Annotated in this window: 9 protein-coding genes; 7 read left to right on the plus strand and 2 right to left on the minus strand. The window is 45.0% G+C overall.

What is annotated here, in order from left to right:
• Nucleotides 1-35: 35 nt before the first annotated feature.
• From ACWYU8_RS19860 to ACWYU8_RS19885, 6 genes are all read left to right on the plus strand, one after another.
• A complete protein-coding gene (locus ACWYU8_RS19860) occupies nucleotides 36-1694 on the plus strand; it encodes a chitinase (protein WP_457521501.1) in 1659 nt (552 codons plus the stop codon).
• 166 nt (nucleotides 1695-1860) lie between these two features.
• Nucleotides 1861-2454 carry an acetate uptake transporter gene (locus ACWYU8_RS19865; RefSeq protein WP_457521482.1) on the plus strand — a complete coding sequence of 198 codons (594 nt, stop codon included), beginning with the start codon at nucleotides 1861-1863 and terminating at the stop codon, nucleotides 2452-2454.
• 173 nt (nucleotides 2455-2627) lie between these two features.
• Nucleotides 2628-3608 (plus strand): HAD family hydrolase, encoded by a 981-nt coding sequence (locus ACWYU8_RS19870; protein ID WP_457521483.1) that lies wholly within the window; start codon nucleotides 2628-2630, stop codon nucleotides 3606-3608.
• A gap of 470 nt (nucleotides 3609-4078) precedes the next feature.
• Complete coding sequence (locus ACWYU8_RS19875) at nucleotides 4079-5392, plus strand: MFS transporter (RefSeq protein WP_457521484.1); 1314 nt, start codon at nucleotides 4079-4081, stop codon at nucleotides 5390-5392.
• Between the two features lie 33 nt (nucleotides 5393-5425).
• Nucleotides 5426-6628 carry a M20 aminoacylase family protein gene (locus ACWYU8_RS19880; protein ID WP_457521485.1) on the plus strand — a complete coding sequence of 401 codons (1203 nt, stop codon included), beginning with the start codon at nucleotides 5426-5428 and terminating at the stop codon, nucleotides 6626-6628.
• Nucleotides 6629-6674: 46 nt separating this feature from the next.
• Complete coding sequence (locus ACWYU8_RS19885) at nucleotides 6675-7580, plus strand: LysR family transcriptional regulator (RefSeq protein ID WP_457521486.1); 906 nt, start codon at nucleotides 6675-6677, stop codon at nucleotides 7578-7580.
• Nucleotides 7581-7669: 89 nt separating this feature from the next.
• Here the strand turns inward: ACWYU8_RS19885 and ACWYU8_RS19890 are convergent, their stop codons facing one another.
• Together ACWYU8_RS19890 and ACWYU8_RS19895 are read right to left on the minus strand one after the other, a co-directional pair.
• Nucleotides 7670-9220 carry an alanine/glycine:cation symporter family protein gene (locus tag ACWYU8_RS19890; RefSeq protein WP_457521487.1) on the minus strand — a complete coding sequence of 517 codons (1551 nt, stop codon included), beginning with the start codon at nucleotides 9218-9220 and terminating at the stop codon, nucleotides 7670-7672.
• A 293-nt stretch (nucleotides 9221-9513) separates the two neighbouring features.
• Nucleotides 9514-10770, minus strand: coding sequence for a D-amino acid dehydrogenase (locus ACWYU8_RS19895; protein ID WP_457521488.1), 1257 nt, complete (start codon nucleotides 10768-10770; stop codon nucleotides 9514-9516).
• A gap of 114 nt (nucleotides 10771-10884) precedes the next feature.
• On the opposite strand from ACWYU8_RS19895, the gene ACWYU8_RS19900 reads away from it, so the two are divergent.
• Nucleotides 10885-11808: a LysR substrate-binding domain-containing protein gene (locus ACWYU8_RS19900; RefSeq protein ID WP_457521489.1), complete on the plus strand. Its 924-nt coding sequence runs from the start codon at nucleotides 10885-10887 to the stop codon at nucleotides 11806-11808.
• Nucleotides 11809-11892 lie beyond the last annotated feature (84 nt).

Genomic DNA, 11892 nt, shown 5'->3' on the forward strand with positions numbered 1-11892 from the left:
GAATGAAGAAAAGAAGTTATGTTACTGCGTTAGCGATGCTGACAGCGGCTCCTGCGGCTTGGTCAGCACTGAACATTCAACCCGATCCGCTAAATCCTACCGGCTACGTTATTTCACGTGCAGATGTTGAAGCTGCGGAGCAACGAAAAGCCGCAGACCCTATGTATAAGATTTGGTCGCAAGCGCTTCGCACCGCACCGAATACCCTAGTTGAATCCATTGAACCTGGTAGTGTGACTAATCCTGACAACGTTAAGCGAGCAGAGAAAGTTTTTCCACAGGCTGAATGGGATTACCTTACCCACATGGCAACACCAGAATACACCTACACGCGCTTTTTAAGAGCGATTGGAAAGTTCCCTGCCTTCTGTGCCGAATACACTGACGGTCGTGATTCCGATGCGATCTGTAAGCGCTCAATTGTTACTGCCTTCGCCCATTTTGCGCAGGAAACGGGCGGACATATCGCAATAGATAACGTGTCTGATAATCCTCTGGGTCTTGAAGAGTGGCAGCAAGCGTTAGTGCATGTACGAGAGATGGGCTGGTCAGAGGGAAAAGCGGGCTACACCACTGGGTGTGGTGAGAACAACTGGCAAAATAAAAAATGGCCTTGCGCAGCAGGACAGGGCTACTTCGGACGAGGAGCCAAACAGCTTTCTTACCACTTTAACTACGGTGCTTTCTCTGAAGTGATGTTTGATGGAGATGCCAGTGTGCTGCTTAATAACCCAGGTCTGGTTGCAGATTCATGGCTTAACCTTGCGTCGGCGATATGGTTCTTTTTAACGCCTCAGGCACCAAAGCCCGCAATGTTACACGTTATCGACCGCTCCTGGACGCCATCCCAGCGTGAAATTGATGCTGGTATCGGCTATGGCTTTGGTACCACGATTAACATCATTAATGGCGGTGTTGAATGTGGCGCACACAACAAAGACAAAGGGCAACCGGTAAACCGAATTCGATACTGGGAAGGGTTATCATCGCACTATCAAATTCCGATTGAGGCGGATGAAAAGAATACCTGTTGGCAGCAAACCGATTACGGTAACTTGAATCTCAACGGAGCGACTGATGTGTTGTATACCAACTGGGATGGCAACTGGAAGTACTATGCTGATCGCCCGGGAGGTCACTCATTTGAGTGTGAGTTAGTGGGTTTCCAGACCGCTTATTCTACTCTTGTTCCGGGTGACTATGAGAAATGTGTTACTAACTTATATTCATCTCATGAAAATTGGCCAGAAGTGAGAGTTGTTGACGCATTAGAGGTCGTAGACCCAGTAGAACCTCCACTTGATGGTATCGCGGCTTGGGATGCCAATAAAGTGTATACCGGGGGCGATAAAGTATCTTACCAAGGTGCTATTTATGAAGCTAAGTGGTGGTCTCAGGGGAATGAGCCGACAAAAGGTGGTCCATGGAAGTTTGTTTCTGGTACCCCAACAACCGTAACGGAGCCTCCTGTCACTGAGCCTGAACCGCCAGTAACCGAACCAGAGCCTCCGATCACTGAGCCAGAACTGCCAGTGAATAGTGATTTTATCTCGTGGGAGCCTGGTGTCTCTCAAGTTGCAAATGGGGATAAAGTGACTTATCTGGGAAAATGCTTTGTTGCGAAAAATGGCCCAGGTGTATGGGAGAGCCCAACTCAAAGCAACTGGTTCTGGGATGAGATTTCTTGCCAGTAAGCCCTTTAACTCTTTAGAAAGGCTCTGCTTTTTAGCAGGGTCTTTTTTATTTGCTTGGAGTCTTATTTGTGGAATCTAAGTTTTCAATAACGGCTTTTCTCTTTTGGTTTAGCGTCCATTAAAATTCGCGCGCATTTTTTATAAACTTTTTTTAAGGTATTTGTACATGTCGACAAAACTGGCTAACCCAGCACCGCTAGGTCTGATGGGTTTCGGTATGACCACTATTCTGCTTAACATTCATAACGCAGGATTTTTCCCACTTGACTCAATGATTCTAGCGATGGGCATCTTTTACGGTGGCCTTAGCCAAGTAATCGTTGGCATCATGTGTTTCAAGCGCGGTGACACTTTCGGTACTACAGCGTTTACTTCTTACGGTCTATTCTGGCTAACACTGGTTGGTCTGATTGTGATGCCTCATATGGGTCTACCAGCTAGCCCAGCTAGCTTTATGGGTTGGTACCTGGCGCTATGGGGTATTTTTACAGGCTTCATGTTTATTGGTTCACTATGTTACCCAACAGCAAAACAAGTGGTATTTGGTTCTCTGACTATCCTGTTCTTCTTGCTTGCTGCTCGTGACTTCACTGGTAGCGAAGTGATTGGCACTATCGCTGGTTTTGAAGGTATTTTCTGTGGTGCTAGCGCGGTTTACTTCGCGATGGCACAAGTACTGAACAATGAGTTTGGTCGTGAAGTGCTTCCAGTTGGTAAAGCGAAAATCGCTCGCAAAGTTGAAGCGGTAGCAATTGCTTAAACGCTCAATTAGTAGATTTCAAAAGCGGACCTATTTAGGTCCGCTTTTTTATTATCTGAGGTCAGTGGTATCAAGTGGGAATGGTCTGATTTATAAATTGTTGTGACATCGCACGAGCTTTTTCTTGGATAATCAGTCATTATTTACACATCCATATACAACGCGTTACATTCATGAAAAAGCATCTATCGTTTATTCTCACACTCGCCGTAGCGGTGATCTCATTTCCACTTTTAGCTCAGAGTAGTGATCCATTGCCGTCGTGGAATGATGGCAAGACAAAACAGGCGATCATCCAATTTGTCAGCGACGTTACCGATCCCGGCTCTGCCAAATTTGTTGAACCGGCGGATCGCATAGCTACCTTTGATAACGATGGGACGTTGTGGTCTGAAAAGCCAATGTACTTCCAGATACTGTTTGCACTTGATCAAATTAAAGCTCAAGCAGATGAGCACCCAGAGTGGAAAACCACTAAACCGTATTCCCTCGTATTGAGCGGTCAGCTGGACAAATTAGCGGCAGATGATCTTATAAAATTAGTTCTACAAACTCATACGGGAGTGATCAGTGACGAATTTACCGCAATGGTTAAAAGCTGGATAAGTACAGCGAAGCACCCGGTAACAGGAGCGCCATACACGGATATGGTTTTCCAGCCTATGCTCGAGCTATTAGATTATCTAGAAGATAATGGATTTAAAAACTTTATCGTCTCTGGGGGAGGTAATGCGTTTATGCGAGCTTGGGCTACGGATGTTTATCACATCCCTTCGGAGCGAATTATTGGTACCCAACTTTCTACTGAGTTCGTAAATGTGGATGGAAGCTATCAGGTTAAGCGCGTACCGGGCGTCGACGTGAATAATGATAAAGTAGAAAAACCGCTACAGATTTATCAACATATCGGCAAGCGCCCAATCGCAGCATTTGGCAACTCAGACGGTGACCTGCAAATGCTGCAATGGACAACGTCAGGAGAGGGGCCGCGTCTGGCGATGTACGTTCATCACACTGATGACAAAAGAGAGTGGCAGTACGATCGTCAATCCAGTGTAGGACAATTGGATAAAGGCTTGGACGAGGCGAAAGAGAAAGGCTGGTTAGTCGTGGATATGAAAAATGACTGGTCACAAATATACCCGTCTAAATAGCTAATTAATCTTCAGATTAAAAAGACAGGGGTTAGCCATTGGTTAGCCCCTGTCTTTTTTATCGCGAGTAGACGTCCTTTGGGCAATTTCTAAAGCAAGTTTATTAACACGAAGCTGGAAAGGATGTTTGTCCATTTCCCTGAGTGATTAGCAGGTAAGGAAAAAACGTTGTTGATGTTCTTTTTCTTAATTGAATAGCTTTTGGTTAATTTGGTGTGGTTTCGTATTTATTTGGTAATTCTATTTATTTTCCTTCTTATATTTCGTTGATGCAGATTTTTATTCTGTTTTATGTGTTGTGTTGCACCTATCAAGGGCGTATTGATCGGTATGTGATCATTTTGAATTACACTTGTTATTGCTCATTGGTTATTTGGTTAACTTTTGGTTTGTGGTGGGATATCTAGTCTTGGCTATTATCTAGACAGTTAATGGCGAATGAGTCGCCATTAGTACAAGGAAGGGAAACCATGAGTAGCACACTATCAAGTTCACTGGAACCAGAATTGACCACTTTATCTGGTCAAACCGATAAGTCTTCTTCAGAACCACGTAAAGCGATTTTTGCCATCTCACTAGGTAATGGATTAGAGATGTATGACTTTACCGTCTACAGCTTTTTTGCCGTCGTCATAGGTGAGTTATTTTTTAATGTTGGTGGCTCAGCTGCAGGGTTATTGTTATCACTTGCGACGTTTGGTGTCGGGTTTGTTATGCGACCACTCGGCGCAGTATTAATTGGGAACTATGCCGACAAACATGGACGTAAAGCTGCTCTCACTCTAACGATTGCTTTAATGACCATCGGGACAGGCATGATTGCGCTGACACCGACCTATGAGAGCATTGGCATTGCAGCCACTATCATTTTGGTTGTTGGTCGCTTGTTACAGGGATTATCTGCTGGCGGCGAAATTGGTGCGGCATCTGCGGCTTTGATGGAGTCAAACAACTATAAGCGTCGTTGTTACATGGTGAGTTGGCAGCTTGCAAGCCAGGGTGCTGCAGCGCTGTTTGGTGCTCTCGTTGGTTTTGCGGTAAATGGCCTGCTAACACCAGAAGATGTACACAGTTGGGGCTGGCGTATTCCGTTTATCCTTGGTCTGTTAATTGGTCCTGTAGGCTGGTACATCCGTCGTCATTTAAAAGAATCACACGAGGCTAATCCGCACTCGAACGATACCCCATTTAAAACGGTTCTTCGTAAACAGGGACGCACGGTTATCACCGGTATGTTAATCATTTGGAGTGCTACCGCGTGTATGTATGTTGAAGTCTTCTACATGCCAACCTACCTGATGAAAGATCTTGGCTACGCTCCAACTACGGCTTTTGCTGTCGCAGTAATGGTGGGTTTCATGCTGATGGTGTTAATGCCAATTTTGGGTAAGTGGGCAGACCGCTTGCGCAGTCGAAAAACCTTGCCATTTCTAGGGATGTTAGGTTCCTTTATCTGTATCTATCCTGCATTTGCTTTGCTTGGCGGTGAGCCGTCCTTACTAAAAGCATTACTGATTATTGGTGGATTAATCACTTTATTTGCTATAGCAAATGGGTCCTTACTGGTTCTGATTATGGAAGCCTTTACTCAGCAATATCGTGCTAGTGGTATCTCAATGATTTATGGCTTTGGCGTAACGGTGTTTGGTGGTTTTACACCGCTACTAGTCGCTACTTTGATTGAGGTTAGCGGAAATAAAATGGTCCCTGCGTTTTATCTGATGACCGCGATTGTGGTGAGCTCGCTGGCCCTGTGGCGCTTCCCTGCGAAAGCACCTCAATAAGTCTCTTCTGAATTAGAATATAAGGAAATGATGATGAACGTACCTGAATTATCACTACTAAAAAATGCTGACTTTGTAGCCAGTTGTGAACAATTTATTCAGACTCGCCATGCCATTCATGCCCACCCTGAACTGGGTGCAGAAGTGCCTAACACGGCTAAGTTAGTGGCTGAACTGTTAATGGAGTGGGGCTATGAAACTCACACTGGTATTGGCGGGCATGGCGTGGTCGGTGTGCTGAAGCTGGGCACTTCTCAGCGCAGTATCGGTATCCGCGCGGATATGGATGCTCTGCCTATTCAGGAAGACACTGGGTTACCATACGCCAGCAAGATAAAAGGGCACATGCACGCTTGTGGTCATGATGGCCACACTGCCATCTTGTTGGCGGCTGCACATTATATAGCGAAGAGTGTATCTTTTGATGGCACGATCAATCTTATCTTCCAGCCTGATGAAGAGGGTTTGTCGGGTGCAAAAGCGATGATTGACGATGGTTTGTTTGATCGCTTCCCTTGTGATGCGGTTTTTGCTCTGCACAACATGCCGGGCAAGGAAGTCGGGCAGGCAGAGGTGCGTAGCGGGGCATCAATGGCATCATCCGACAAGGTAACCATTCGTCTGACAGGGAAGGGAGGGCATGCAGCGATGCCTCACTTGTCAAACGATGTCACTATTGCTATCGGCCATATTATTCTTGGGCTGCAAAGTATTGTGTCGCGCAATATAAACCCTGCCGATCAAAGTATTGTCAGCATTGGCCAGATTGAAGCTGGCAAAACCTCGAATGTGATTCCAAATGATGCGTTGATGAGACTTTCTGTACGCAACTTTAGTGAAGCGAATCAGGATCTAATTGAGCAGCGCATTCGTGAGGTAGTAGCTGGTCAATGTCAGGCATTTGGTATTCAGGGTGAGGTTGAATACCTGCGTCAGGTCCCATCAGTATTCAATTCATCAGAGGAAACTTTGCGCGCTCGTAAAGTTGTTAAGGCAGTACTAGGTGAGGAAAATGTGGCAGGCGATGAGTCTCCCGTTGTATCGGGCAGCGAAGATTTTGCCTGGATGCTGAAAGAGCGCCCGGGATGCTACTTCTTCCTCTCTAACGGTGTTGGCGAATGGCATGGCTGTTCGGTGCATAATCCAGGCTATGATTTTAATGATCAGCTAGTTACGATTGGTGCTGCTTGTTGGGTTGAACTTGTGACTGAATACCTGACCGGATCATATTCGTAATGTAGAATGGCTTTGCTTATTAGGGACAATGAGGTCACATAGTCGGATGAAATTACACCAAGTGAGAGCCTTTTTGGCAGTGAGTCAGGCCGGAAACTTGAAAACAGCGGCGGAACAGTTACACCTGACGCAGCCCGCCTTAAGTAAAGCCATTAAAGAACTGGAGCAACAATATGGTGTCGCTTTGTTTGAACGTTCAGCTGGTGGGTTGCTTCTGACGTTGTATGGTGAGCGTTTATTGGGCTATGCGCGTTTAATGAATGAGACAGCCCGGCGTGCCAAGCAGGACATTGATACCATGCGTGGGATTCCTAACGGCTGTGTGACCATAGGAGTGACACCAGTTGCTTCACTGCTTAAGTCGTTGGCCTCCAGTCTCAACACGTTCATGCACCGCTACCCGGAAGTGACTTTACGAATCGTCGAACTTCGTCCTGCGCCATTACTGTCTCAGTTACGCCAGGGTGAAGTCGATTTCGCTATCACATCTCAAATACCCGTTATTGATAGTACTCTGGAGTGGCAGGCAGTTTGCCGTATCCCCAATGTGGTTGTGACACGCAAGTCACATCCGCTATGTAATACGCGTTCATTAAGGACATTACACCAGAGTGACTGGCTGACATTAGATTCACCTGACGATCCAAGCACCTATTTTTATCAATTATTTTCCGTTAACGGTCTTCCTTTGCCGTCGCGTATTCGTGAATGCACTTCGATGACGCTGGCTCGTTCACTAATACAAAATGCGGATTTTGCAGCGCTGTTTTCCACTGAATCTCTTGATTTGGATTACATTAAAAATGAGTTTGCGGTAGTGCCTCTGTTGGATAATATCCCCGACAGCGTCATTTCCGTGGTGCGTCCAAAACGGGAAATCATGACTCAAAGTGCCATGACACTGTTCGATGGAATATTGCAGGACATGCGAGATATCTATCCCGACTTTTAGTCTGATGATTTAGGATGCAGAAAAGAAAAGGGCCAGCGAAAATTGCTGGCCCTTGGTGTTGTGTAATGTCTGTATTTATTTTTGTATTGTTAGAATGAACTTTCTTCTGCAGTTTCTGTTGTTTTAACCGCGACAGCATGAGCAGACTTACCCGTCTTACGCTTGTATTTCTCTTCCCAGTAATCTGCACCTTTAATACCGAGTGCAACTGGGTTGAAAGTATACTCGCTCACGCCTTCTTTCTGTTGTCTTTCGTAATCAGTCAGTGCCTTAAGGGCAGGTTTAGACATGAAGAAGATAATCAGAATACCGACGATGTTTAACCAAGCCATCAAGCCTACACCAACGTCACCCATTGCCCATGCAAGGTTTGCCGTTTTTACCGTACCGTAGAATACCGCTGTCAAAATAACCAGCTTGAGTAAAAAGATCATGCCATCCACTTTGAAAGTACGACGGATGTAAGCAATGTTCGTTTCTGCAATGTAGTAGTAAGCCAGAATCGTAGTAAACGCGAAGAAGAACAGCGCAACTGCGATAAATGGTTTACCCACGCCTGGAAGCGCACTTTCAATCGCCAACTGAGTGAATACAGGACCGTTCGCGCCAATATCTGCTGGTAGGTTTTGTACCAGGAAAGCACCTTCTACTGCGCCATGAACGTTATAAGCACCAGTGATTAAGATCATGAATGCTGTCGCTGAACAAACAAGCAGAGTATCGATGTAGATTGAAAACGACTGTACAAGACCTTGTTGTGCAGGGTGTTCAACACTTGCTGCTGCCGCTGCGTGAGGGCCTGTACCTTGACCAGCTTCGTTAGAGTAAACACCACGTTTTACACCCCAACCGATAGCTGCACCGATACCTGCCATTGGTGTGAACGCGTCACCAAGGATCATGCCGATAATGCGTGGAACTTCACTTAGGTTCAGAAGAATAATAACAAAGGCGGTAACGATGTAAGCCAGTGCCATAAAAGGAACAACGATCTGAGTAAAGCTAGCAATACGTTTTACACCACCAAAGATGATGAAAGCAAGAATGACACACACAACCGTACCAGTTAAAATTTTAGCAAAACTGATTGTACCGATAGCGGTTTCGACCATGTCACCAGAGCCAAACGCGGCTTCTACTGCGTTACCAATGCTGTTCGATTGAACACCCGGAAGTAGTACACCACACGCAAAGATCGTCGAAATTGCAAAGATCCAAGCGTACCATTTCTGTCCCATTGCTTTTTCAATGTAGTAAGCAGGACCACCACGGAATTCACCTTCGTCTTCTTCTTTATAGATTTGAGCAAGTGTTGATTCAGCGTAAGCCGTTGCAGCACCAAAGAATGCTACGACCCACATCCAGAAAACAGCACCTGGTCCACCGAAACCGATAGCAGCAGCAACACCTGCGATGTTACCTGTACCTACACGGCCAGACAGAGAGACGGCAAGCGCCTGAAATGATGAAATCCCTTTTGTTGAGCTTTTTCCTGATAACAATAAACGCCACATTTCAAAGAAGTGACGAACTTGAACGAAACGAGTCATGATGGAGTAGAATAAGCCAGCGCCCAAGCACAAGTAGATCAGTACTGGGCTCCAGATAATTCCATTTAAAAAATCAACTAATGACTGCATGAGTATTTTCCCTGTTAGTTGTGTTTGCGGTTGTTTTCCACACAATACATTACCTTTTTTTGTAATGTAATTGTTAACTTTTTTAGCTTAAAATCCTTGATTGCGTGATGCTGAACACAGAATGAAAATAGCTCCTTAACATCTGGTTACCATTACTTATCAAGTTACTTTTTGGGCTAAGATTCCTTGTTTGACTAAGTATGCAGTATATATTTATTAAAATTTACTTGGAAATGCAAAAGATTAATATGCTAGCTTATATGCGCTCAGTAGATTAAAAGGCTATTTATTAATCAAGCGTAGCGGAATAAATTTAGCTCGGATTGATCGATTACCTTCGTTGTTTGTCCAGTCATAATGTTAGCAAGAAGTTGGCCTGACCCACATGCCATTGTCCATCCAAGTGTTCCATGACCAGTATTGGTATATAGGTTACTGTAAGGTGTTGCGCCAATGATTGGCGTGCCATCTGGTGTCATTGGTCTAAAGCCGGTCCAGAATTCTGCCTGGCTAAAATCTCCACTGCGAGGGAATAGATCACGGATAACCATCTCGATCGTGTTCTTTCTCTTCTGAGGAATCGAGCCATCAAATCCTGCCAGTTCTGCCGTGCCAGCGACACGAATTCGGTCGTCAAAGCGAGTCATCGCAACTTTGTAGGTCTCATCCATCACGGTAGAGCGAGGTGCGTATTGCTCGTTTTCGATTGGTACTGTGAGTGAATAACCTTTGACTGGGTAAACCGGAATACTGATATCCAGTTGTTTGAGTAAGGCCGTCGAGTAGCTTCCTGAAGCCAGCACGAATTGGTCCGCTTTAAACAATCCACGGTTCGTTTGGACACCTGTGATCTTTTTGCCTTCAGTAACCCAATTGCTGACTTCTGTATTGAACTCGAATCTTACACCATGCGCTTTTGCTAGCTCAGTCAGTTGTTGACAGAACTGGAAGCAGTCGCCGGTTTCATCATCTGGAAGGTACAGTCCGCCTACGATCTTCTCTTTTACTAAAGCTAGACCTGGTTCTTGCTGAATACACTGCTCAACATCCATTAACTCGAAACGCGTACCGCTTTGTTCAAGTAGCTTGAGATCTTTTTCAATTGCCGTTAGCTGCTGCTCAGAACGAAAGACTTGTAACGTACCAAACTGGCGTCCCTGATATTCAATTGCATGATCGTTGCGTAGCTCTTCAAGACAAATGCGGCTGTGGTTAGCGATAGACAGCATGCGGGCTTTGTTAACTTGGTAGCGTGGCAGGGTGCAGTTCGCAACCATTTTTGATGCCCAGCTGATCATATCTGAATTCAGAGTCGGCTTAATTTTAAGAGGAGCATGCTCTTCCATTAACCATTTGATGGCTTTTAGCGGAATGCCTGGTGCCGCCCAAGGAGAAGAGTAGCCGTAGGAGATTTGTCCTGCGTTAGCAAAGCTGGTTTCCATAGCACTGCTTGCTTGGCGGTCGATAACCGTTACCTGATAGCCTGCCTGAGATAGGTACCAAGCCGATGTTAAACCGATAACGCCGCTGCCTAATACGATGACTTCCATTTTGCACTCCACACACAATAATAATAATTAATTATGGCTAGTTTCTTTTGCTTACCTTTTATTAACAATCGATATAAATTACACATAGAGTATAGAAAAACTATAGGCTAAAAAATGAGAGCGAATTTAATAGGTGGTTTGTGGTTATTTAGTCAAGTTGCTGAACATAGCAGTTTTACTGGTGCTGCAAAGTCATTACACCTGACGACAGGGGCAATCAGTCAACAAATTATTCACTTAGAAGAAGCATTAGGGTTTACTCTTTTTGAACGCCACTCCCGAGGTATCCGATTAACTTCAAAGGGGATTCAACTGCAACAAGCCACCCAATTTCACTTTTCTGAACTGGGAAAACTGTTAGATGAGCTAAAAGTCGATAAGCAAAGCAATGAGATTAAATTGAAACTGACGCCGTCGTTTGCCTTCAAATGGCTAGTGCCAAAGCTAGAAAGCTTTCATCTTGAATATCCAGATATACAAGTGCAAATCTTTGCGGAAGTGGCATTGGTTAACAGTGATTTGAAAGACTACGATGTCGCTATCGATTACGGACTGCATCCTTACCGACATAAAGAGGCTGAGCTGCTTTTAGATGAACAGCTACTGCCAGTCATGAGCCCCAAATACCTTGAGGATCACTGGTGGCTAAAAGCTTCTTTAACTCACGATGATCATTTATCTTCAACGGAACAGTGGAAAGATGCGACCTTATTGCATGATGCGTTGCCGTGGGATAAAGCTGCACGTGATTATGAATGGCTTTATTGGGCCTCAGCGATGGGATTGGATTTTAAAACCGATGTCGGACACTTTTTCAACCGCACCGACATGGCGATGTCAGCGGCCGAGGCGGGAGTGGGCATTGCTATGGCTAGGATGGCACTGATAGAAGACGAGTTAATTACCCAACGCTTGGTTTCTCCGTTTGAACCGATACCTGCCAATGCCGGGTACTATTTGATTACGAATACCAAAAGTGACTCGACGGAAAAGTTTCGAAACTGGTTGTTAAAACAAGTTCCGCACGTTCAGTCTTAATAAAGTTGGTTAAACGAGACCGAATCGTTAGAAACGGTCTCTTATTAAATAGCTAATAAATATCTTAATTACAGTTCGTTTAGA

The sequence above is a fragment of the Vibrio limimangrovi genome, assembly GCF_054064025.1.

What these genes read in the sequence shown, in the direction of transcription:
- ACWYU8_RS19875 (WP_457521484.1), top strand. Translation starts at nt 4,079, where the DNA reads ATGAGTAGCACACTATCAAGTTCACTGGAACCAGAATTGACCACTTTA.
- ACWYU8_RS19900 (WP_457521489.1), top strand. Translation starts at nt 10,885, where the DNA reads ATGAGAGCGAATTTAATAGGTGGTTTGTGGTTATTTAGTCAAGTTGCT.
- ACWYU8_RS19895 (WP_457521488.1), bottom strand. Translation starts at nt 10,770, where the DNA reads ATGGAAGTCATCGTATTAGGCAGCGGCGTTATCGGTTTAACATCGGCT.
- ACWYU8_RS19870 (WP_457521483.1), top strand. Translation starts at nt 2,628, where the DNA reads ATGAAAAAGCATCTATCGTTTATTCTCACACTCGCCGTAGCGGTGATC.
- ACWYU8_RS19890 (WP_457521487.1), bottom strand. Translation starts at nt 9,220, where the DNA reads ATGCAGTCATTAGTTGATTTTTTAAATGGAATTATCTGGAGCCCAGTA.
- ACWYU8_RS19880 (WP_457521485.1), top strand. Translation starts at nt 5,426, where the DNA reads ATGAACGTACCTGAATTATCACTACTAAAAAATGCTGACTTTGTAGCC.
- ACWYU8_RS19885 (WP_457521486.1), top strand. Translation starts at nt 6,675, where the DNA reads ATGAAATTACACCAAGTGAGAGCCTTTTTGGCAGTGAGTCAGGCCGGA.
- ACWYU8_RS19865 (WP_457521482.1), top strand. Translation starts at nt 1,861, where the DNA reads ATGTCGACAAAACTGGCTAACCCAGCACCGCTAGGTCTGATGGGTTTC.
- ACWYU8_RS19860 (WP_457521501.1), top strand. Translation starts at nt 36, where the DNA reads ATGCTGACAGCGGCTCCTGCGGCTTGGTCAGCACTGAACATTCAACCC.